Genomic DNA, 22,065 nt, shown 5'->3' with positions numbered 1-22,065 from the left:
GTCTGACGATCGCCTGTAGCCATTTGAAATGGCGATCATCCTCAGGATGAACCTATATGAGGGAAGAAGATCGGCTGGCGTCCCAGCACGGAGCTTATGACTATAGAGTTCAGAACGCGAGAAATCAGCGAATTATGAAGAGCAACGGCGGCAGCGCGAACAGGACTACTCCGATCAGCTGACGCGTCAACGCGAGCAGCAAGAGAGAGAGCGCGCCGATAGGCAACGGCGCGAAACTGCTCAGTCAAGATCTCGTACAGAAACGCGGCAGAGCCGCTCTAAGGGAAAGCCAGACACGCGCTGGATAGAATGGTCGACAGGCTGGGGCGTCTTGGGCGCGATCGCGGGAGCAGTTGCGGCTTCCAAGCTCCCTGAGACAGATATTCCCCTTGAAGGTATCTTGGCATCTGCCGCCGGCGTCGGAATCGCAATCGGACTACTTTGGAAGGTCTTACTGTCTTTTCTCGCCATTGCGGTAATCGGCTTCGTCGCTTTTCAGTTCTTCGGGACCAATTGATAGCGAAGCCCATCCGAAATAGAAATCTGCGGAGAGAGATTTCCGACTGTACTCACAGAACCTTTGCCAGCTCTGAGGCGAAATTCAGCGGGTTTTTCAGAAATCGACGTCACAACCTTCAAAAGGCTGAACTCTAAACCCCGCTGCTCGTCCCAGCGACGCACCGCTCGCCCTCTATGGATAGCCGAGTTTCGACCTATTCAGCCAAAGAAAAAGCCGCCCCGAAGGGCGGCTTTCCCGTTGATCGGACTGTTACGCCCGGATCATTCCGTCATGGTCTCCGCGCCGCCCTGCTGGCGGGTCTGCAGCATCGCCAGGATGCGCTCGTTGAGCTCGGGGTTGGTCTGGGCGGCCTGTCCAATCTCGTTGTAGGTCTGCACGTCCATGCCCTCGGTCTCCTCGACCGCGCTGGCCATCTCGGTCTGCGCTTCCTGCACCAGGGCCTGCTTCTCGGCATCCTCGGGCGCTGCCTCGATGCGGGTCATGTAGTCCTGCTGCACCGCCTGCACCTGCATCGCCGCGTCGACGAAGGAGGTCAGCGTCTCCTCGCTGAATCCGGCCGAGGGGGTCTCGGGCAGGGTCTCGGGGGCGGCCTGCACCGGCGCTTCGGCGGCGGCAGGATCGTCCTGCGCGGTCTGGGCCATCACCGGCGCGACGGGCGCGGCGATGAGGGCGGCGATCACGGTGGACTTCAGCAGTTTGCCGTTCAGTTTCATGACGTCTCCTTCCGGGGTCTCCGGTTGTCTGTGTCGTCGGGCACGGGGGCATCCCGCGCCGTCCCCCGAGAGCTATGCAGCCCACCCCGCCGCTTCAAAGGGGGCACCGGCCTCCGCCACGCTGGGCAGCGGGGACTTGCCGGAACCGGGCGTTCGCGCTGGCAGTGCCCCGCGCACCCGGCTTGACGTTTCTCCCCGCCGCACAACGCGCGAGACGGCGCGAAACCGGCCCGGCGGAGCGGCGCCGCAAGGAAAGGTTCCATTGACGTCGCGTGAGCTGAGCCAATCCTTGCCAAGCCCGGCTCACGCACCGGCATGTTCCTGCAAACATGGCGAGAAACCCGCAAATCCGTCGCTGTTCCGCAACAGCAAAATGATGTGACCGGTCCGTGTGGAGCGGATCGCCGGTCCCGTGGTTATGTCCCCAGTCGCCGCAGCGGACCTCCCCCGCCGCGGTGCGAGAAACAAAAGCAATGGAGCAGAAGACATGACCTTCAAACCGCTCATCCTCGTCCCCTTCCTCGCCACCCCGGCCTTCGCGGGTTCGCTCGACCAGACCCCGGTCGAGCCCGCACCGGTGGCGCCCGTCACCCCGATCGCCTCGCCGGTCACCGGCGACTGGACCGGCCCCTCGGTCGGTGTGCAGCTGGGGTATGGCTATGCCGATCCGGACGGCCCCGAAGAAGAGACTTCCGACGGCGCGGTCTACGGCCTCAACGCCTATTACGACCACGATTTCGGCAACTGGATCGCCGGTGCCGGCGTCGAGTATGAAGGCGCGGATATCGATCTCGGCGAAGCCGGTGATCTCGACAGCATGGCGCGCGTCGGCGGCCGTGTCGGCTATGACCTCGGCAAGACCATGGTCTACGGCCAGGGCGGCTATGCCCACGCCTCGACCGATGGCGGCAGCCTCGATGCCGGTGACTCCAACGGCTACTACGTTGGCGTCGGTGCCGAGACCTACGTCGCCGAGAACGTCACCCTGAGCGGCGACGTGAAGTACAACGAGTTCAGCGATTTCGACGATGACGACCTCGAGATCGGCGCAACCACCGCGACCGTCGGTCTGAACTACCGCTTCTGAGCGCGCACGCGCCTCGACAGAACATGAAAAGGGCCGCGTCCGGGATCTCCGGGCGCGGCCCAATCTGTTTCAGCCTCCGGGCGCCCCCCGGCATCGAGCGCCGGGACAGGTGCCGCTCAGCTGTCGCCGGCGACGGTCGGGGTCGCGGTCGGAACCGACCAGCCCTTGCCAGCGGCGACCTGCAGCGAGGCCCAGCTGGTGGCGAGGTCACGCACGCTCGACGCCAGCGTCAGGCGCGCACTCGAGAGCGAGCGCTGCACGGTCAGCAGGTCGAGCAGGGTCGTGGTGCCGCCGCGATAGGTCTCGCGCGACAGCTCGACCACACGCTCGTTCGAGGCAACGCTGCGCTGGTAGGCCGCAACGGCGCGACGGTTGCGCAGGTAGCTGGTCTGGGCGGTCTGCACCTCCTCGACCGCGCTGAGCACGGTGGAGCGCCAGGTCAGCTCGGCACGCTCCGCCTGCGCGATCTGCTGATCGCGGGCCGAGCGCAGCGCTGGCTGGCTCAGGATTGGCAACGACAGCGACGGGCCGAAGCTCCAGGAGTTGAAGCCCTCGGTGCGGGTGATGGTGCCGCCCAGCGTGACCGACGGGTAAAGCGCCGCTTCGGCGATGCCGATTTCCGCGGTTGCCGTTGCGAGATCGCGCTCGGCGCCGCGCACGTCGGGACGGTTGCGCAGCAGGTCGGCCGGGACGCCGACCTCGGCACCGGAGGACGGGCGCGGCTGGGCCGCACCGCGCTCGAGCCGGGCCTCGATGGTCTGCACCGGCTGCGCCAGCAGCGTGGCGATCGCGTAGGTGGCCGAGTAGAAGCCGGTTTCCAGCGCCGGCAGCGATGCGAGATCGGCATCGAGGCTGGCCTGCGCCTGCGCCTCGTCGAGCGCCGTTGCGGCACCGGCCTCGCGCTGGCTCTGCACCAGCGACAGCGTCTCGCGACGGGTCTGCAGCGTCTGGCGGTTGATCGCGAGCGCGTTCTGGAAGTAGCGCATGTCGATATAGTTGGTCACCAGCGCGGAGAGATAGGCCAGCCGCGCGGTGCCGACGCTGAGCTCGGCCGATTGCAGCGCCGCGAGGGCCGCCTCGCGCGAGCGCCGCTCACCGCCGAACAGATCCAGCACGATGGCCGGGCTGAACGAGCCCGAGTCGGTGTTGGTGTTGGTGGTGTTCTCGTTGCCGCTGTTGATGCTCTGCGCGGTCAGGTTGCCGCTGATCAGGCCGGGAAGACCGGTGGCGCGGGCCGCGGCCTGCGCTTCGGCGACCCGGGTGATCGCCCCCTGAATGCTGAGGTTCTGATCGAGACCGGTCTGCACCAGCTCGTTCAGCATCGCGTCATTGAAGGCACGCCACCAATATTGCTCGGTCGCCTGCCCGATCGGCTGGGCGCCGCCATCCGCGAAGGACACGGCGAGGGTTTCGCTGGGAGCTTGGTAATCGGGCCCGACGGTGCAGGCCGCGAGTCCCAGGGTCAGGGAAAGTAGGGCTGTTTTTTTCGGGATCATCTGCTCGATACTCTTGAACGCTTTGCGGACAGTATTTGCATGATTAAAGCGTAAAGGGCAGGGACCATGAAAATCCCAACGAAAGTTGAGGCAATCATGCCACCAATCACGCCCGTCCCGATGGCATTTTGGGCCGCGGCCCCTGCCCCGCTGGCGGTTGCGAGCGGAAAGACGCCGAGAATGAAGGTCAGCGCGGTCATCAGGATCGGGCGCAGGCGCAGCCTTGCGGCTTCGACCGCGGCCTCGGCAATGCTGCGGCCCTCACGGCGCAGATCCTCGGCGAACTCGACGATCAGGATGGCATTCCGCGCCGCCAGGCCGATGGTCGTCAGCATGCCCACCTTGAAGTAGACATCGTTGGACTGGCCGAAGGCCCAGGCCGCGAGAAACGCCCCCAAAACGCCCACCGGCACCGCCAGCATGACCGAGAACGGGATCGACCAGCTCTCGTAAAGCGCTGCGAGTGCGAGGAAAATCACCAACGCCGAGATGGCGTAGAGATAGGGGGCCTGATCGCCCGACTGGCGCTCCTGGTAGCTGATGCCGGTCCAGGCGCTGCCGTAGCCGCCGTCGAGGCTGGCGACCATCTCCTCCATCGCATTCATCGCCGCGCCGGAGCTGACTCCGTTGGCCGCGGAGCCGGAGATCTCCAGCGCCGAAGTGCCGCCATAACGTTGCAGCGAGGGCGCGACAGGCTCCCAGTCGGTTGTCATGAAGGCCGAGAACGGCACCATTTCGCCGCTGTCGTTGATCGCGTACCATTTCATGATGTCCTCGGGCTGCATCCGGTGCTCGGGCGCGGCCTGGACGATCACCGGGCGCAGCGAGGCGCCGAGCACGAAATCGTTGACCTCGGAGCCGGCGAAGATCACCGACAGCATGCTGTTGACCGCCGAGAGCGAGACGCCGAAGCTCTCGGCCTTCTCCTGGTCGATGTCGATGCGCAGCGCGCTGTCATCCTCGGTGCCGCGGGCATCGACGTTGGTGACCAGCGCGTTGTCGTCGCCAAGCGTCACCAGGTCCTCGGCTGCCGCCTTGAGCGCCTCCGCGCCGTTGCCGGCCTGGTCGATGAGATACATCGAGAAGCCGCCGGTATTGCCGAGGCCGGGGATCGCGGGCGGCTGCATGATCATCACCCGCCCTGCCCTGTGCCCGGCGAAGCGCGCGTTGGCGCGGGCCGAGACATTGGCCGCCGAGAGCGCGGGATCGCCCTCGCGCGCCTCGAAATCGCGCAGCTTCACGAAGATCATGGCGCTGTTCTGGCCGGAGCCGCCGAAGCCGAAGCCGAGCGCCGCGAAGGTCGCCTCGACCGCGTCGCCCTCCTCCTCGAGCAGGTAGGTCTCGACCTCCTTCACCGTCTCCAGCGTCTGCTGCGAGGTGGCGCCTTCCGAAAGCGACACCATGGTCATCAGCACGCCCTGGTCCTCGGTCGGGATGAACGAACTTTCGAGCCGCTCATTGACCCACCACGCGCCGCCCAGCACCAGCGCCAGCAGGCCGAGCACCAATACCGGCGCGCGCAGGCTCGCCTTGACGCCGGCGCCGTAGCCGTTGGTCACCCGGTCGAGCCCGCGGTTGAACCAGCGCGCCGGGGCGAAGCGGATCATCTCGTCGCGCGGGCGCAGGAGCCGCGCCGACATCGGCGGCGACAGGATGATCGCCACGCAGAGCGACAGGGTCATCGCCGTCACCATGGTGATCGAGAACTGTCGGTAGATCACGCCGGTCGAGCCGCCGAAGAAGGCCATCGGCAGGAACACCGCCGCCAGCACCACGTTGATGCCCAGAAGCGCCGAGGTGATCTGCCCCATGCTCTTCTTGGTGGCCTCGCGCGCCGACAGCCCCTCCTCGTCCATGAGACGCTCGACGTTTTCCACCACCACGATGGCGTCGTCGACCAGCAGGCCGATGGCCAGCACCATGGCGAACATGGTCAGCGTGTTGATGGTGAAGCCGGTGGCATAGAGCACCGCGAACGTGCCCGCGAGCACCACCGGCACCGCGATCAGCGGGATCAGCGTGGCGCGCCAGCTCTGCAGGAAGACGATGAGCACGAGGAAGACCAGCACCACCGCCTCGATCAGCGTGTGATAGACCTGTTCGATGGAGAGCTCGACGAAGGGCGAGGTGTCGTAGGCGATGCGGAACTCGACGCCCTCGGGAAGGGTGTTCTCGAGCCGCGCCATCGTCGCCTTGACCGCGTTGGCGGTGTCGACGGCATTGGCGCCGGTCTCGAGATTGACCCCGAAGCCCGCGGCGTTGAGCCCGTTGAAGCGCGAGTCGCCACCATAGCTCTCCTGCCCGATCTCGACATCGGCCACGTCGGCCAGACGCACCGCGCCGCCATCCTCCTCGGTCTTGAGCAGGATGCGCTCGAACTGCTCGACGCCGGTGAGCTGGCTCTGCGCGGTGATGGTGGCAGTGAATTGCTGACCCTGCACCGTGGGCTGTTCGCCCAGCGAGCCGACCGACACGGTGGTGTTCTGGTTCTGCACCGCCGAGACGACGTCGGTCGGCGTGAGCTGGTAGCGCGCCAGCGCCAGCGGCTTGAGCCAGATGCGCATGGCGTAGCCCGAGCCGAAGACGTTGATCCCGCCCACACCCTCGGTGCGCTCGATCGGACCCTCGACTGTCTCCGAAAGGATATCGCCCAGTTGCAGCGTCGACTGCGTGCCATCGGTGGAGACCAGCGCCCCCACCATCAGGATCGACGATGTCGAGCGACGGATGCTGACGCCCTGGCTCTGCACCGACAAAGGCAGCTGGCTCTCGACCTGGCTGACCTTGGTCTGCACCTCGTTCTGCGCGTCAATCGGATCGACGCTGTCATCGAAGGTCAGCGACAGCGAGGCCGAGCCCTGCGAGGATTGCGCCGTCATGTAGATCATGCCCTCGAGCCCGGTCATCGAATCCTCGATGACCCGGGTCACCGAGTTCTCGACCGCCTCGGCGGTGGCGCCGGGATAGCTCGCGGAGATGCGCACGGTGGTGGGGGCGATGTCGGGATATTGCGACACCGGCAGGGAGACGAAAGACCACGCTCCGGCGAGCATGGTCATCAGCGCCAGCACCCAGGCGAAGACCGGGCGGCGAATGAAGAAGCTTCCCACTGTCTCAGCCCTCGTCCGTGCCGGTCTGCGCCTCGGTCACGACCCCGTCTTCCGAGATCGTCACCGGCACGGTCGTGACCGCCGCACCGTCCTGAAGATTGCTGAGACCGTCGACGATCAGGCTCTCGCCCGCCGCCACGCCCTCGGTCACCACCCAGGCGTTCCGGTAGCTGCCCTGATCGGTCAGCACCCGCTGCTCGGCCGTGCCGTCGACGGCGACGAAGGCCGTCAGCTCGCCGTTCGAGGCCCGCGAGGTGGCGCCCTGCGGCACCAGCACCGCCTGGATCGTGCCGAGCGTGATGTCGACGCGGAGGTACTGCCCCGGCATGATCCGGCGCTCGGCATTGTCGAAGCGCAGGCGCATCTCGGTGGTGCCGGTGGTGGTCGAGACGGTGGTGCCGGGCGAGACCATCTCGCCCTCGCCGGAATAGGTCTCGCCGGTCTCGAGCTCGAGATCGATCTCCAGCCGGTCGCCACGCTGCAGCGCGCCGGTGTCGAAACGGTTGCGGATCTCGCCGACCCGGCGGCTCGACTCGGCCACGTCGACATAGATCGGATCGAGCCGGGTCACCGTGGTCAGCGCGTCGGTCTGGTTCTCGGTGACCAGCGCCCCCACGGAAACACTCGGCACGGTGGCAAAGCCCGAGATCGGCGAGGTGATCTCGGTGCGTGCGAGATCGAGCTCGGCCACTTCCAGCGCGGCTTCCGCCGAGCTGCGATCGGCCTCGGCCTGCTTCAGCGCGACTCGCGCGGTGGCCATGTCCTCCGCGGTGACGCCGGTGCCGAGCAGGTTCTCGTAGCGTGTCACCGTCTCCTGCGCGGCATCGACCGAGGCCTGCGCCAGATCCACGGCGGCCTGCGCCGAGGCGACATCGGCTCGGTAGGTGTCGTCCTCGATGCGGAAGAGCACGTCGCCCGCAGCGACCGGACGGCCCGATTCGTAGACGATTTCCGAGATCATGCCGCCGACCCGGGGCCGGATATCGACCTGCTGATAGGCCACGGCACGGCCCGGCACGGTGGTGGTGAAGGGCACCGCCTCGTTCTCGAGCGTGATGATGCCGACCTCGGTGGCGCGGCCTCCTTCCGGCGGCCCCCCGGCCTGTTGTGCGCTGCTGTCTCCTCCCCAAGACGACAAGATGACTGTCACCATGGCGAGCCCTGCAAGCCATGACGGGCGATAGACGCAACCTCTGTGCATGAAACCTCTCGTTCGATCGTATCGAGTCCTGCTCAATTGGACTGATACGCCCCAAAGGCCAGTTTCCGTCGCATGTTTTGAAAAGTTTCTCGGCGCTGCAGAGACTGGCTCCGCTGCGACCGCACGCCGCTTGCAAAACCGGCGAATGCATTCCACATTACAGATATAACGGTTTCGTGGGGCGCTTTGCGCTTGCCATCGGACCGTTGTGAGATACCTTGCCCTGAGAGGAAGGAGACTTCGCAATGCCCCGTTTGATCCGCCTGTACATCCAGCAGATCCTTGCCGGCTTCGGCCTGTCGACCGTGTTTGTCGGCATCCTGCTCTGGCAGAACGTCGCGAATCTCTACCATCTCGTCACACATACCGAGGCCGGCCTGCTGGCCGTGTTCCTGCTCTGGCTGTTCAACGGGCTGGTCTTTGCCGGTGTGCAATTCGCCATCTCGGTGATGCGCATGCAGGACAATGACACGCCCCCCTCGGGCGGCAAGCGCGACATGGTGCTCGATTATCAGCCGGTCCGCGTGCCGGTCGATCAGGCCCCGCGCAACCAGCTGGCGCGTCGCCGCCGCTGACAGCTGTTTCGATTGCGACGGAAAAAGCGCCCCTTTGGGCGCTTTTGTTCGTTCTGGGACCCACCTCTCGGGAGTAAACAGGAACGATCGGTACCGCAGAACGTTTTTCCCTGAGGCGCCGGTGAACAGGTCTCCCGATGCAACCGGCCAGGGCCCGCACCGCGCGGCGCCCGCTGCCGCAAAACCGACCGACCACAACGAAGAGGACCGCCTTCTTGCAAGCTCAGACGATCGCCTTCCTGATCATTGTGCCCTTCGCACTCGCTTTTCTGTACGCCTGCATTCACGAGTATCTACGGTATCGCACCGAGGGCCGGGCCAGCTACGGGCTGGTCTACAACGAAGAGACCGGCACCACCCATGTCACCGGCATCCCCGAGCACGAGGAAGCCTATGACCCGCAGCACTACGATCCCAACGATTACAACGACCCCGAGAAAAGCCGGTCGTCCGACGACGAAAAGAGCTGATCGCGGGATCCCGGCCCCGGCACGGGCCACCACCTGACAGACCTAGATCCGGGCGACGGCCGGTCACGCGCCGCGCGCGGCGTCGCGGCGGAGCACCCTCGAACGCGCCCGCGCCTGCGACAGACCGGCAGGCGTTGCACACAACGTCTTGCCAGCGCGATTTTTTTTCGGGGGAAAGTGGCGGGAACCACACCAACCGTGGGGTTATCTCATTCCCGAGGACCTGTATATACAGGTGGGCGTCAGGTAACCGAACCAGGGCCCGGACAGAGCCAACTCCCTCGGAATTGCTTAAGGCCACCGGAATGCAACCATGCACGAGAAGGGCAGAACCCGCCTGACCGCGAGATAGTGGCGCGGCCGGGTTTCGGCAAGGGCCTACGGCGAAATCAGCCCTCCTCGGTCGTCACGAAATTGTAACGCTGCAGTTCCTCCGGCAGCAGCAGGTAGATCTCGCTCGACGGCGTGGTGAGCGCGTGGCTCATCACCAGCGGGTCGATGCCCATCTCCTCAAGATAGATCATCACCTCGCCCTGTCCGCGCTGGATATCCTCGACCGCGACGAAGGCCGGCAGGATGGTGCTCTTGCCGAAGTAATGCTGGTGCACGCCCACCGAGGCGCCCTCCTCGATCTCGCGGGTCGCGCCGCCCGCCAGAAGGTAGGGACAGGCCGAGTAGCAGATCTCGCCGCGCAGCATCTTGGTGCCGATGCCCGCCTCGCGCAGATGCCGGCCAAGCTCGAGCGCATCGCCCACGGAGCCGCCGGGACTTTGCAGCACCAGCGTCTCGACCGCCGGATCGGCCGCCTCGATCAGCCCGATCAGCCGGTCCCCGTCGCCCTCCGCGATCGCCCCCTCGAGCCGCCATTCACCGGCGGCCCCGGTTTCCGTCAGCGTCAGACGCTCGGGCAGATCACCGGCATCGCGCGCCGGGTTGAGCGGCGGGCGCTGGCGCGAGGGCTCGAAGACCCGGCGCTGGTCGCCCGGGCGCACCGGCTCCGAGAGGCGCGGCGCGGCGGGGGCCATGCTGGGCAGGCGGAAGCCGTTGGCGCGCATGTCGCCGACGACAAGAAACGCCCCGATGGTGATCTGGAAGGCGAGGATGCCGGTCAGCACCCGCCCGACGGTGATCCCCCGCATCAGCTGCCCGCGCCCTTGATCCGCGCGACATCCGCCTCGGGCAGCGGGGTCGACGGCTCGGGCGCGGCCTCCGGCTCCAGCTCGGTGGGCGAGACCGGGCGCGCGGTGCTCTCGGGTGGCGCGTCGGGAGCCTCGGCCGGGCTGTTGCGCACCTCCGGCATCCGCGACATGTCGGTCTCGACGTCGCGCAGCGCCGCCAGCGCCGAGCGCAGCTCGCTGAGCGTCATGGTGTCCTCGATGGCCGCATCCTCGCGGTTCTCGCGGATCGCCGCCTGCGTCACCGCCAGGATCAGCACCAGCACCGCCGGCAGCAGGTCGATGGCGATGGCCCCGGCCCAGGACGGCACGAAGTTGCGGGCGTAGAGGATCACCGCATCCGCCGCCGAGACCGGCGTGTAGGTCACCTCCGCCGCCGGCGTCATCGCCATGACCTCGCGCGCCGCCTGCTCCAGCGTCGCCGCGCGGCTGGCCAGCGCCTCGAGCACCGAGGTGATGGTGGCCGTCTGGTTGCCCCGGATCTCCTCGGTGCTGCCGTCGAGCTCGGGCAGCACCACCGAGGCCGCCAGATCCTGCGCCGCACGCTCCACCAGCGGCGCCACCGAAAGCTGCCGCAGCTGCGCGATCAGCCCCTGCAACTGCACCGCCGCCTCGGAGAACTCCACCGAGCGCGCCTCGACCGGGCCCGGCTCCACCGTCAGCGCCCGCATCTGCGACAGGATCGCGTTGCCCTCGCTGAAGGCCTGCTGCACCAGCGGCGTCTGCCCGGCGATCTGGGTCTCGAGCGCCGAGAGCTCCGCCGCCTTCTGCCGCAACACCCGGAACACCGCGCCGCGGCCCGCGAGGCCGGAAAGCGTGCCCTGCGCCTCCTGCTCGGAGAGATCCTCGAAGCTCTGCCGGACCCGCGACACGTCGCGCTCCAGCGCCTGCGCCGAGAGCGCGATCTCGTGGGTGCGTTCGAGCGAGGCCTGGTAATCCTGCACCGTCTTGGCGAGGTGCTGCTCGATCGCCGCCGAGCCCGCCAGCGCCGCCGCGTTGAGCCAGGACGACATCGCGACGATGGCGAGGCTGCCGAGGCCCATCGCGCCCAAAAGACCGATCCGCGCCCGCGCCGTGCGCACTGCCGGGAACAGCCGCATCAGGTAGGACCAGAACACAAAGATCCCCACCGAGACCGCGACCGAATAGGCGATGGCGGCAAACACCGTCATCGCGCCATTGTCGTCGAGCAGCGACGAGACACCGAGATAGGTATAGATCCCCGAGGCCACCGCCAGCACGCCGAGCGCGGTGCCCGAGAAGGTGTCTAGCCAGTTGAGATGATCCTGCAATTCGCGGGCATGGCGCACGCGCCGCGCCTGATGGCGGGGCATGCCGCTCTCGTCGTCCATCCTCTGGTCACTCATCCGCGGGTCTCCCGTAAACACATTTCACTCAAGTTAGGGGCTTCCCGCGCTCAAGGAAGAGTGAGGCGGCGGGTGGTTGCCTTTGTTCACGGATTGTTCATAGTTGCATCATGACCCTGCAGACCGATCCCCTCCTGATGCCCGGCCAGCTTCTGGCGCGCGGCGTGTGCCGTCACCTCTCGGGCGCGCATGGCTTTGCGGTGGTCGAGGAGTTCGTGCCGGAGCGCGGCAAGCGGGTCGACGTGATGGCGCTGGGGCCGAAGGGCGAGATCTGGGTGATCGAGTGCAAGAGCAGCCGCGCCGATTTCATGTCGGACGGGAAGTGGCAGGGATATCTCGACTGGTGCGACCGCTATTTCTGGGCGGTGGACGAGGCCTTCCCGACCGACCTTCTACCCGAGGGCACCGGGCTGATCATCGCCGATGCCTATGACGCGGAGATCCTGCGGATGGGGCCGGAGAGCAAGCTTGCGGGGGCGCGGCGCAACGCGCTGATCCGGCGCTTCGCGATCCATGCCGCGCGGCGGCTGCAGGCTCTGCGCGATCCCGGCGCGATTCTGGATGGACGGATCGGCTAGACCGACCCGTTTTCAGCGGCTTGGCGTAGGCCCTTCATCTTGCGGGCGGCGGCGGCGACGCGAATCCATTGCGTCACGATCCATGCGGCATGGCGGCTGCAGGCACTGCGATATCCCGGCGCGATGCTGGACGGGCGGATCGGCTGGACCGGCCTGTTTGCAGAGCCTTAGCGGCGGCCCTTCATCTTGCGGGCGGCGGCGGCGGCGGCGCGGATCTCTTCGGCGATCTCCTCGGCCTCCTCGGGTTCGAAATCCATCGGGATCTCGAACTCGCCCGCGGCGACGAAGATTCGCACCATCGCCTGATCGGTGGGGCCGATCTGCAGGTTTGCTTCGATGTCGCGTTCGGTGTTGATACCCATGGTCTCGCCCTCGTCTGGCCGCCCGGATGGCGGCGGCAATCCTGTCGAAGTAGACCCGGCGGGCTTGATTTGCAAGCCGGGCGGTGGAAGCCTGTCGCCATGACGACACCCCACCCCACCCTCTATACCGCCAACGATCACGACTGGCTGGTCGCGGCGCATGGCCGGCTCTACGCCGCCGAAAACTGCTTCGACGCCAGCTTCCCGGTGGTGGTCGACTCGGTGCTGCGCAGCTTCGAGGCGGATCACGATCCCGCCTGCGAGCGCGGCTGGATCCTGCGGGATGGCGCGCGGCGGCTCGGCAGCATCTTCTGCGTGCGCGAGGATGACAGCACCGCCCGGCTGCGCCTGTTCCTGCTCGAGCCGGAGGCGCGCGGCAGTGGCCAGGGCCGACGCCTGCTCGAGACCTGCATGGGCTTTGCCCGCGATCACGGATACCGCCGCATGGTGCTCGGCACCCATGAGAGCCACCGCGCCGCCTGCGCGCTCTACGCCCGCAACGGCTTTGCCTGCACGCGCTCGACACCGATCACCAATTACGGCCAGGCGCTGGTGGAGCAGGTCTGGGAACGGGCGCTCTGATCGCCGCAAGAAGCCCCGGATTTTGACTTGCAATCCTCTGGAGCCGACGGTATCTCCCCCCAACGTGCCGCCTTAGCTCAGTAGGTTAGAGCGCTTGATTGTGGATCAAGAGGTCTCCCGTTCGAACCGGGAAGGCGGTACCACCCTCCCCCTTCAGAGATTTTCGCACCCCCTCACGGGTTTGAACGTGGGTCTTGTTGCGATGTGGCGCGGTCTGCTGCCGCGCGGACGCTCGATTCGCAGCCGCCGCGCCCTGCCCGATCAGCCCGCGGCGCGCGCCGCTCGGCACTCCGGACAGCAGCCCTCGGCCTCGATCACCATGCGCGCAACGTCGAACTCCAGCGTCGCCGCCGCCCCGCGCACCGCCTGCGCGATCTCGCGCGAGGGCATCTCGGCCACGGTGCCGCAATCCGAGCAGATCAGGAAAGCCGGGGCATGGCGCTCGCCGGGATGGGCGCAGGCGACAAAGGCGTTGAGACGCTCGATCTTGTGCGCGAAGCCATTGCCGACGAGGAAATCCAACGCCCGGTAGACCGTCGGCGGCTGCGCCGCCAGCCCCTCCGCGCGCAGCACGTCGAGCACCTCGTAGGCGCCCATGGCGCGGTGTTCGCCAAGCAGGATCTCGAGCACCCGGCGGCGCTGCGCGGTCAGTTGCAGGCCCTGATCGGCACAGGTCTGCTCCGCGGTCCGCAGGGCCTCGGAGATGCAATGCTGATGGTCGTGTTCGGTGAATCCCAGCGCGTCCATGCGGCCTCCCTGTCAGAGTCATAAGCGCCCGCAGCGGCGCCTTCAAGGCCGTGCCGTTACGATATAACGCGCCTTCCAACCGTCTCTGGTGCCGCTCAGCTTCCGGGGCGGAGCCGCGCGCGCAGCCAGCGCCAGAGATAGAGCACCGGCCAGCGCAGCACGCTCATCATCGCCAGCAGCACCACCAGTCCCAGCCAAGGCCCGCTTTCCCAGACCACGTAGACAAGAATCGGCAGGCCGGTGGCGATCAGCAGGTATGCACGGGTCCAGTGATGATCGCGCGAGGGCAGCATGGCGGCGAGATTGGCGACGATGCCCCAGGCGCAGGCAAGCATCAGCGAGACGGGCATGGGGCAGTCCTCCTGCAGTGATATCCCGGCCAGCCTGCCCCGCCGGACCGTGCCCCGCAAGCGGCGGACCGAGGAATTTTCGTCCGAAACGTCCGGCAACGCGCCCCGCAAAGCAAGATTTCCGGACGAAAGATCTTTGCCGGCTCAGGCCTCGCGGCTCAGCCGCTCAGGCAGATTGTTGGCCCAGGTCGAGATCGTGCCGGCGCCGAGGCAGACCACCATGTCGCCCGGTCGCGCCTGCTCGCGCACCAGCCGCTCGAGATCGTCCTCGTCGCGGATGGCGCGGGCGTGACGGTGGCCGTGGCGGATCAGACCGGCGACGAGATCGTCGCGGCTGGCACCCTCGATCGGATCCTCGCCGGCGGCGTAGACATCCCCGATGGCGACCACGTCAGCCTCGTTGAAGCAGGCGCAGAAATCATCGAAGAGCGAATGCAGCCGCGAGTAGCGGTGCGGCTGGTGCACCGCGATGACCCGGCCCTCGCTGGCCTGACGCGCCGCCTTGAGCACCGCCGCGATCTCCACAGGGTGGTGACCGTAATCGTCGATCACCGTGACACCGTTGACCTCGCCCACCCGGGTGAAGCGCCGGTTGACGCCGCCGAAAGCCGCCAGCGCGGCGCGGATCTCGTCGCGCGTCATGCCAAGATGACGGGCGACGGCGACGGCGGCCAGCGCGTTCGAGACGTTGTGATCGCCGGGCATCGGCAGAGTGCAATCCTCGATCTTGCTGTCTTCCGCCTGCAGCAGAATGTCGAAATGGGCGATGCCCTTCTCGTAGCGCAGGTTCACCGCGCGCACGTCCGCCTGCGCGTTGAAGCCGTAGGTGGTCACCCGGCGGTCGCTGACCCGGCCGACCAGCGCCTGCACCTCGGCATGATCGGTGCAGCACACCGCAAGGCCGTAAAACGGGATGTTTGAGACGAACTGGTAGAAGCCGTCGCGCAGGTTCTCGATCGAGCCCCAGTGCTCCATGTGCTCGGGGTCGATATTGGTGACGATGGCGATGGTCGCCGGCAGGCGGTTGAAGGTGCCGTCGCTCTCGTCGGCCTCGACCACCATCCACTCGCCAAGGCCCACGCGGGCGTTCGAGCCATAGGCGTGGATGATGCCGCCGTTGATCACCGTGGGATCGAGCTGGCCGGCATCGAGCAGCGTCGCCACCATCGTCGTCGTGGTGGTCTTGCCGTGGGTGCCAGCCACCGCCACGTTGGATTTCAGCCGCATCAGCTCGGCCAGCATCTCGGCCCGGCGCACCACCGGCAGGCCGCGCCGCCGCGCCTCGTCGAGCTCGGGGTTGCCCGGCTTGATCGCAGAGGAGATCACCACCACCTCGGCGGCCTCGAGATTCTCCGCCCGCTGGCCCTCGAACACATGCGCGCCGAGGCTCTCCAGCCGCTCGGTGATCTTCGAAGCCTTCAGGTCCGAGCCCTGCACGGTATAGCCATGATTGAGCAGCACCTCGGCGATGCCCGACATGCCGATGCCGCCGATGCCGACGAAGTGGATCGCCCCGACATCGCCGGGAAGTTTGGTTGCGGCGTTCATCATGCCCCCTGCATCTTTGCGTTCGTGTTTCATGCCTGCCCGTCCTCTGCTGCCTGTTCCTGACCCATGCCCGCGAGATGTTCGACGAGGGCCGCGAGATGCTCCGCCGCGTTCGGCTTCGCCACCGAGAGCGCCGCGCGCGCCATCTGCATGGCGCCCTCGGGATTGCCCAGCACCGCCGCGATGGCCTCCGACATGCTCTCGACGCTGAGCTTGCTCTCCGGCATGCGGATCGCTGCGCCCGCATCCACGAGGCCTTGCGCGTTCACCGTCTGGTGATCGCCCGCCGCCACCGCGTAGGGCACAAGGATCGAGGGCCGCCCGATCACCGAGATATCGGCCACCGACGAGGCGCCCGAGCGCGAGATCACCAGCTGCGCCTCCGACATGCGCGAGGGAATGTCGGTGAAGAAGGGTTGCACATCGGCATCGATGCCGTGCTGGTGGTAGAACTCCGCGACCCGCGCGCCATCTTCGTCGCGCGCCTGGTGGCTGACGCGGAGGTGGCGCAGGATCTCCATCGGCAGGCGCTCGATGGCGGGCGGCACGATGTCCGACAGGATGCGCGCGCCCTGGCTGCCGCCGATCACCAGCAGCGACATCGGGTAGTCGCCGGGAACGATATAGCCCGCGCCGCCGCGCTCCTTCACGGCCATGCGCACCGGGTTTCCGGTATGCACGCCTTCGACGCCCTCGGGCAGCTTGGTGGGCCAGGTGCCGCAGCAGACGCAATCGACCTTCTTGGCGAAGATCTCGTTGACCCGGCCCAGCACGCCGTTCTGCTCGTGGATCATCCGCGGCAGCTTCATCAGGTGCGCCGCCCCCAGCGCCGGGATCGAGGGATAGCCGCCGAAGCCCACGACGACGTCGGGCCGGTCGCGCCGGAAGCGGCGCATCATCGACAGCACACCGCCGGCGATGCGGAACGGCACGCCGAGCTTTGCGAGCGCGCCGCCGCGGGCGAAGGTGGCCGAATTGACCTGTTCGATCTCGGTGCTGTGTGGAAAGCCGCCGGTATAGCGCGCGCCGCGCGCATCGGTGGAGAGTTTCACCCGCCAGCCGCGCCGCAGCATGATCTCCGCCAGCGCCTGCGCCGGGAACATGTGTCCGCCGGTGCCGCCCGCCGCGATGACCAGTAGAGGGCGCCGGAACTGCTCTGCCATGACCCCGTGATCTCCCGTTCTGATGCGCCGATCCGCGGCTCCGCGCCGCGCCGGCCTGTGTCTGTTGCCTGCGGGCCTCTCAGGCGGCCCGACGCCGCCTCAGAGCACAGGCGGCGGGGAAAACCCAGCCTAGCGGGCGCGCCCGCGCAGGATTTCGCCGATCTCGCCCTGCGGGCGGGTCCGGGTGAAGGCCAGCAGCATGCCGAGCGCGATGCCGCCCGCGATCAGCGACGAGCCGCCATAGCTCACGAAGGGCAGCGTCATGCCTTTGGCAGGCAGCAGCCGCACCGCGACGCCCATGTTGATCATCGCCTGCACGCCGAACATCGCCGCGAGGCCGGTGCCGGCGAGGCGGATGAAGGGATCGCGCTCGCGCACCAGCCGCATCAGCGAGCGCACCACGACCGTGGCGTAAAGCGCGATGATCACCAGCACGAGGATGAGGCCGTATTCCTCGGCCGCCACCGCGATGATGAAGTCGGTATGCGCGTCAGGCAGCGACCATTTGACCGTGCCCTCCCCGACACCCACGCCGAAGAAGCCGCCCTCCTGGATGGCGTTGGTGGCATAGCCGAGCTGGGTGGTGGGATCGACCTCGGGAGTGAGGAAGCCGTCGATGCGGCGGGCGAAGTGCTCGGAGCCGTTATAGGCGACCATGCCGCCCAGCACCACGAGCCCCGCCAGCGCCACAAGCAGGAGCATCGGCGCGCCTGCCACGAACCACATCACGCCCCAGCCGAAGAGCACCAGGCAGGCCTGTCCGAAATCCGGCTGCAGCGCCAGCGTCAGCACGATGGTCACCGTGAGCCCGAAGGACCAGAGCTTGCCCGGAGGGCCGCCGATCTCCTGGCTCGCGGCCATCAGCCAGGCCACCACGATGACGAAGAGCGGCTTGAGAAATTCCGAGGGCTGCACGCTGGCAAAGCCCAGCGAGTACCAGCGCACGGCGCCCTTGCCGAAGTCGGTGCCGAGAAAGGGCAGCCCCAAGAGCGCGATGAAGGCGCCGAGGAAGCCGATCACTGCGATCCGGCGCACCTGAACCGGCGACATCATCGAGGTCAGCATCATCGCGCTGAGCGCCAGCCCACCGAAGAAGGCCTGCCGCTGGACGTAGTGGAAATGGCCGAAACCGTTGCGCTCGGCCAGCGGCGGCGAGGCCGCGAGCCCGAGCAGGATGCCCATCCCGAAGAGCACGAAGATGCAGGACAACGTCCAGCGGTCGACCGTCCGCCACCATTTGGGCAGAACGGGTTCGCCCTCGCGCACGGAAACCGTGCCGTAAACCATTTCCGTCATGGGATCACCGCTCGTGATGGCCGGCCTGAAGCCGGCAGCTTGCCTGTACCGTCCGGGTTGTCCCGGATCTTGTGGAAAAAGCTTAGCAAAGCCCGCCGCGCTTGGGAAGCGCTGGTTGCGCCGCGAAGGAGCGGGCGGGCGATGCGGGCGGCTTTGCCGCGCGCCGAAGGCGCCTCCCCTTGCGCGGCGCGCCGATCCGTGCTCCTGAGCACGCATGCAGATCGAAACCCTCATCCTCGGCGCCGGTGCCGCCGGCATGATGTGTGCCGCCCAGGCCGGGCCCGGCACGCTTGTCATCGACCACGCCCGCGCCCCGGGCGAGAAGATCCGCATTTCCGGCGGCGGCCGCTGCAACTTCACCAATCTCGAGGTCGAGCCCGCGCGTTTCCTCTCCGAGAACCCGCATTTCTGCAAATCCGCCCTCGCCCGCTACACCCAGTGGGATTTCATCGAGCTGGTCAGCCGTCACGGCATCGCGTGGCATGAAAAGACCCTCGGGCAGCTGTTCTGCGACGACAAGGCGACGCAGATCGTCGCCATGCTGCGCGCCGAGATGGAGGCCGCCGGCGCCGAGCTCTGGCTTTCCACCGGGCTGGCCGAGCTGGGCCATGACGGCAGCCGCTTCACCGCGCGCCTGACCCGCGAGGGCCGCAACGTGTCGGTCTCGGCGCGCAACGTCGTGCTGGCCACGGGCGGCAAGTCGATCCCCAAGATGGGCGCCACCGGGCTGGCCTATGACATCGCCGCGCAGTTCGGCCTGCCCCTGGTGCCGACCCGCGCCGGGCTGGTACCCTTCACCTTCCCCGACGGGCGGTTCTCGGCGCTCTCGGGCCTGTCGCTGCCGGTGCGCGCCAGCACCGAACGTGCCGGGTTCGACGAAGCCATGCTCTTCACCCATCGCGGCCTCTCGGGCCCGGCGATCCTGCAGGTCTCGAGCTACTGGCGCGAGGGCGAGGACATCGCCGTCGACCTGCTACCGGGGCAGGACCTGGCCGCCGCGCTGAAAGCCGCCCGCAGCGAGTCCGGCCGCCGCTCGGTGACCACGGCGTTGGGGCAGCTGCTGCCGCCGAAGCTGGTGGCGCATCTCGCCGAGAGCCTGCCCCTCGCGGGCAACCTCGCCGATCTCTCCGACCTGCGCATCGCCGAGCTTGCCGAGGCGCTGCAGGGCTGGCGCCTGCGCCCGCAGGGCACCGAGGGATGGCGCACCGCCGAGGTCACGCTGGGCGGAATCTCGACCGCCGCGCTGTCATCGAAGACGATGGAGGCCAAGACGGTGCCCGGCCTCTTCGCCATCGGCGAGGCGGTCGACGTAACCGGCTGGCTCGGCGGCTACAACTTCCAGTGGGCGTGGTCTTCCGGCACCGTTTGCGGACAGGAGATCGCCGCCCGCCGCTCCGTGTCTTGAAACCGCAACCGGAACGTTACATTTTCGTCACCTGCCCGTTACGGAGACGAGTCCATGGCGTTCGCCGATCATCCCACGCTGCACCCGGTCAACTGGCTTCGAGACATCGAGGCGCAGGTGCCGCGCAAGCTTGCGCGCGACGTGTGGAACCGGTTCCGCTACGGCCCCGGCGCGCCGCTCTCCGACGAGCCGGTGTTTCTCGATCCACTCGCGGTTCGCGATTCCTACGACAGCGCCACCGGTGGCAAGCGCCTGCGCCGCCAGCAGAGCGGCAAAATCGTGGGCGGCGACTGGGATCGCTGCCGCACCCCCTTCGCCGCCAACATCAAGGCCGAGAGCTGCCGGATGCACTATCTCGACGGGGTGCCGTGGGAAGACACGCCGCTCTTCGCGCGCATGATGCGCCATGTCGCCGAGGGCCGCCGCCCGGATGGCTGCAACAGCCGCGAGGACGTGCTCGACCGGTACGAGACGCTCGACCGGATCTACGACGAGACCCGCCGCCGCGGCCGCCTGCTCACGCAGTCGGAACTGCCCTGCTATTTCCGCCGCGAGCACGGCGGCATCCTCGTGCATATCGACCGCGACGGCCAGCCGTTGCGCGCCGGTGGCGGCATGCACCGGCTCGCCATCGCGCAAATCCTCGAGCTGCCCGAGATCCCGGCGCAGGTCGGCGTGGTGCATCCCGAGGCGCTGATGAAGGGGCTCTACGCGCCGCTGCGGCGATCTCGGCTCGGCCGCGACGCCTACGCACGGGCCTGAGGCCTCAGCCCGCCAGCCGCGCCCGCACTTTCGCGGCGAAATCGTCGCCACGCTGCTCGAAATTGTCGTATTGGTCGAAGCTCGCCGCCGCCGGCGCCAGCAGCACTACCTCGCCGGGCTCGGCCTCCGCCATGGCCCGGGCCACGGCGGTCTCCATGTCGGTGCAGACCTCGGCCTCGATCCCCGGCAGCCCCAGCGCGAAGCCGGCCGCCTCGCGGCCGATGACATAGGCCTTGGCGACATGCGCCAGCCCCGGCGCCAGCGCCTCGAGCCCGCCCTCCTTCATCAGCCCGCCACAGATCCAGCGGATGCGCGGGAAGGCCTGCAGCGCCTTCAGCGCCGCGTCCACATTGGTGGCCTTGCTGTCGTTGACATAGGCCACGCCCGCCGCCTCGGCGACGATCTGGCTGCGATGCGGCAGCCCCTCGAAGGAATGGAACGCCGCCTCGATCACCCGCGGAGCGACCCCGAGCGCGCGCGCCGCGGCGTAGGCGGCGCAGGCGTTCTGATGGTTATGGGCGCCGGGCAGCCCGCGCACCTGGCGCAGGTCGATCGAGGCCACCTGGCGGCCCTTGCGCCACTCGGTGAGAAAGCCCTTCCGGGCATAGACATCCCAACCCGGCCCCGAGAGCTTGCGCCCGGAGGAGACACGGATCAGCCGGTCATCCACCGCGCCCTCGGCGAGCTGGTTGGCGAGGTAGCGGCCCTCGTCCTCGTCCACGCCGATGATGCAGCGATCCGGCCCGCCCTCGGCGAAGAGCCGGCGCTTGGCGGCGAAGTAGCCGCCCATGCCGGCATGGCGGTCGAGATGATCCGGCGTGAGGTTGGTGAAGACGGCGACGTCCGGGGTCAGCGCGCGGGCGAGATCGGTCTGGTAGCTGGAAAGCTCGAGCACCACCACGCCGCCCTCCTCGGGCGGCGTGATGTCGAGCACGCCGCGACCGATATTGCCCGCCAGCTGGCTGTCGCGCCCGGCGCTTTGCAGGATGTGATGGATCAGCGCCGAGGTGGTCGACTTGCCGTTCGAGCCGGTCACCGCCACCACCTTGGGCGGCTGGTCGAACATCTCCCAGTCGCCGCTGCCGAAGCTACGGAAGAACAGGCCGATGTCGTTGTCGACCGGGATGCCCGCGTCCCAGGCGGCGGCGATCACCGGGTTGGGCGCCGGGTAGAGATGCGGGATACCGGGCGACACCACCAGCCAGGCGACACCGTCGAAGCCACCGGCCCGCGCCAGCTCGCGGGTCTCGAAGCCCTCCGCCTCGGCCGCGTCCCTGGCCGCCGGATTGTCGTCCCAGCACAGCGCCCGCGCCCCGCCCTCGCGCAGCGCCCGCGCCGCCGAGAGGCCCGAGCGCCCCAGCCCCAGAACAGCCACCGTCTGACCTTCGAACCCGGTTACCGGAATCATCCGCCCTGCCCTCGCTTCTTTGCGTTTGCCCCAGCGCTACCGCAAGCACCGCGCCATGACCAGAGCGCTCCGCGTGTTGCAGGCGCAGAAGCGGGGGGCGCTGCCCCCTCTTGGCGCTCTGCGCCAATTCACCCCCGAGGTATTTTGAAA

20 protein-coding genes and 1 tRNA gene are annotated in these 22,065 nt (G+C 67.7%); 8 read left to right on the top strand and 13 right to left on the bottom strand.

The window, feature by feature from the left end; translation table 11 throughout:
* Positions 1-780: 780 nt before the first annotated feature.
* Positions 781-1,233 carry a DUF4168 domain-containing protein gene (locus tag KUV62_RS11755; RefSeq protein WP_222603876.1) on the bottom strand — a complete coding sequence of 151 codons (453 nt, stop codon included), beginning with the start codon at positions 1,231-1,233 and terminating at the stop codon, positions 781-783.
* A gap of 487 nt (positions 1,234-1,720) precedes the next feature.
* Between KUV62_RS11755 and KUV62_RS11750 the strand changes: the two genes are divergently transcribed.
* Positions 1,721-2,320: an outer membrane protein gene (locus KUV62_RS11750; protein WP_222603875.1), complete on the top strand. Its 600-nt coding sequence runs from the start codon at positions 1,721-1,723 to the stop codon at positions 2,318-2,320.
* 116 nt (positions 2,321-2,436) lie between these two features.
* Here KUV62_RS11750 and KUV62_RS11745 read toward each other — a convergent pair whose 3' ends face one another.
* The 3 genes from KUV62_RS11745 to KUV62_RS11735 are packed head-to-tail and all read right to left on the bottom strand — an operon-like array spanning position 2,437 to position 8,079.
* A complete protein-coding gene (locus KUV62_RS11745) occupies positions 2,437-3,816 on the bottom strand; it encodes an efflux transporter outer membrane subunit (RefSeq protein ID WP_222603874.1) in 1,380 nt (459 codons plus the stop codon).
* On the bottom strand, positions 3,813-6,926 hold the full coding sequence (locus KUV62_RS11740) for an efflux RND transporter permease subunit (protein ID WP_222603873.1): 3,114 nt from the start codon (positions 6,924-6,926) through the stop codon (positions 3,813-3,815). The genes KUV62_RS11745 and KUV62_RS11740 overlap by 4 nt, the downstream gene beginning before the upstream one ends.
* Positions 6,927-6,930: 4 nt before the next feature.
* Positions 6,931-8,079, bottom strand: coding sequence for an efflux RND transporter periplasmic adaptor subunit (locus tag KUV62_RS11735; RefSeq protein ID WP_261395579.1), 1,149 nt, complete (start codon positions 8,077-8,079; stop codon positions 6,931-6,933).
* 293 nt (positions 8,080-8,372) lie between these two features.
* Between KUV62_RS11735 and KUV62_RS11730 the strand changes: the two genes are divergently transcribed.
* Positions 8,373-8,702, top strand: coding sequence for a hypothetical protein (locus tag KUV62_RS11730; RefSeq protein WP_222603872.1), 330 nt, complete (start codon positions 8,373-8,375; stop codon positions 8,700-8,702).
* Positions 8,703-8,917: 215 nt separating this feature from the next.
* Entirely contained in the window at positions 8,918-9,172 is a 255-nt protein-coding gene (locus KUV62_RS11725; protein WP_222603871.1) for a hypothetical protein, read from the top strand.
* 389 nt (positions 9,173-9,561) lie between these two features.
* Here the strand turns inward: KUV62_RS11725 and KUV62_RS11720 are convergent, their stop codons facing one another.
* Positions 9,562-10,311 (bottom strand): hypothetical protein, encoded by a 750-nt coding sequence (locus tag KUV62_RS11720; RefSeq protein WP_222603870.1) that lies wholly within the window; start codon positions 10,309-10,311, stop codon positions 9,562-9,564.
* Positions 10,311-11,714 (bottom strand): hypothetical protein, encoded by a 1,404-nt coding sequence (locus KUV62_RS11715; RefSeq protein ID WP_410000852.1) that lies wholly within the window; start codon positions 11,712-11,714, stop codon positions 10,311-10,313. Before KUV62_RS11715 ends, KUV62_RS11720 begins: the two co-directional genes overlap by 1 nt.
* 110 nt (positions 11,715-11,824) lie before the next feature.
* On the opposite strand from KUV62_RS11715, the gene KUV62_RS11710 reads away from it, so the two are divergent.
* Complete coding sequence (locus KUV62_RS11710) at positions 11,825-12,292, top strand: MmcB family DNA repair protein (RefSeq protein ID WP_222603869.1); 468 nt, start codon at positions 11,825-11,827, stop codon at positions 12,290-12,292.
* 167 nt (positions 12,293-12,459) lie between these two features.
* On the opposite strand, the gene KUV62_RS11705 is transcribed toward KUV62_RS11710, so the two are convergent.
* Positions 12,460-12,654, bottom strand: coding sequence for a DUF6324 family protein (locus tag KUV62_RS11705; protein ID WP_222603868.1), 195 nt, complete (start codon positions 12,652-12,654; stop codon positions 12,460-12,462).
* Positions 12,655-12,753: 99 nt separating this feature from the next.
* Here KUV62_RS11705 and KUV62_RS11700 point away from each other — a divergent pair, with 99 nt between their 5' ends.
* Together KUV62_RS11700 and KUV62_RS11695 are read left to right on the top strand one after the other, a co-directional pair.
* Complete coding sequence (locus KUV62_RS11700) at positions 12,754-13,236, top strand: GNAT family N-acetyltransferase (protein WP_222603867.1); 483 nt, start codon at positions 12,754-12,756, stop codon at positions 13,234-13,236.
* Positions 13,237-13,302: 66 nt separating this feature from the next.
* A tRNA-His gene (locus KUV62_RS11695) sits at positions 13,303-13,379 on the top strand.
* A 118-nt stretch (positions 13,380-13,497) separates the two neighbouring features.
* Here the strand turns inward: KUV62_RS11695 and KUV62_RS11690 are convergent.
* The 5 genes from KUV62_RS11690 to KUV62_RS11670 form a co-directional block, all read right to left on the bottom strand.
* Positions 13,498-13,983: a transcriptional repressor gene (locus tag KUV62_RS11690; RefSeq protein ID WP_222603866.1), complete on the bottom strand. Its 486-nt coding sequence runs from the start codon at positions 13,981-13,983 to the stop codon at positions 13,498-13,500.
* Positions 13,984-14,078: 95 nt separating this feature from the next.
* Positions 14,079-14,333, bottom strand: a complete 255-nt coding sequence (locus tag KUV62_RS11685; protein WP_222603865.1) for a DUF2484 family protein — start codon at positions 14,331-14,333, stop codon at positions 14,079-14,081.
* Between the two features lie 144 nt (positions 14,334-14,477).
* Entirely contained in the window at positions 14,478-15,881 is a 1,404-nt protein-coding gene (murC, locus tag KUV62_RS11680; protein WP_222603925.1) for a UDP-N-acetylmuramate--L-alanine ligase, read from the bottom strand.
* Between the two features lie 29 nt (positions 15,882-15,910).
* Positions 15,911-17,044 (bottom strand): UDP-N-acetylglucosamine--N-acetylmuramyl-(pentapeptide) pyrophosphoryl-undecaprenol N-acetylglucosamine transferase, encoded by a 1,134-nt coding sequence (locus KUV62_RS11675; RefSeq protein WP_222603864.1) that lies wholly within the window; start codon positions 17,042-17,044, stop codon positions 15,911-15,913.
* A 129-nt stretch (positions 17,045-17,173) separates the two neighbouring features.
* Positions 17,174-18,340 (bottom strand): putative peptidoglycan glycosyltransferase FtsW, encoded by a 1,167-nt coding sequence (locus tag KUV62_RS11670; protein WP_222603863.1) that lies wholly within the window; start codon positions 18,338-18,340, stop codon positions 17,174-17,176.
* Between the two features lie 214 nt (positions 18,341-18,554).
* On the opposite strand from KUV62_RS11670, the gene KUV62_RS11665 reads away from it, so the two are divergent.
* Both KUV62_RS11665 and KUV62_RS11660 read left to right on the top strand, forming a co-directional pair.
* Positions 18,555-19,745: an NAD(P)/FAD-dependent oxidoreductase gene (locus KUV62_RS11665; protein WP_222603862.1), complete on the top strand. Its 1,191-nt coding sequence runs from the start codon at positions 18,555-18,557 to the stop codon at positions 19,743-19,745.
* 54 nt (positions 19,746-19,799) lie between these two features.
* A complete protein-coding gene (locus KUV62_RS11660; protein WP_222603861.1) occupies positions 19,800-20,507 on the top strand; it encodes a hypothetical protein in 708 nt (235 codons plus the stop codon).
* Positions 20,508-20,511: 4 nt separating this feature from the next.
* On the opposite strand, the gene murD is transcribed toward KUV62_RS11660, so the two are convergent.
* Positions 20,512-21,915 (bottom strand): UDP-N-acetylmuramoyl-L-alanine--D-glutamate ligase, encoded by a 1,404-nt coding sequence (gene murD / locus KUV62_RS11655; RefSeq protein WP_222603860.1) that lies wholly within the window; start codon positions 21,913-21,915, stop codon positions 20,512-20,514.
* Positions 21,916-22,065 lie beyond the last annotated feature (150 nt).

It is taken from the genome of Salipiger bermudensis (assembly GCF_019801965.1).
GTDB lineage: Bacteria > Pseudomonadota > Alphaproteobacteria > Rhodobacterales > Rhodobacteraceae > Salipiger > Salipiger bermudensis_A.
The sequence above is the reverse complement of the archived record's forward strand: the minus strand, read 5'-3'. Positions and strand labels throughout refer to the sequence as shown.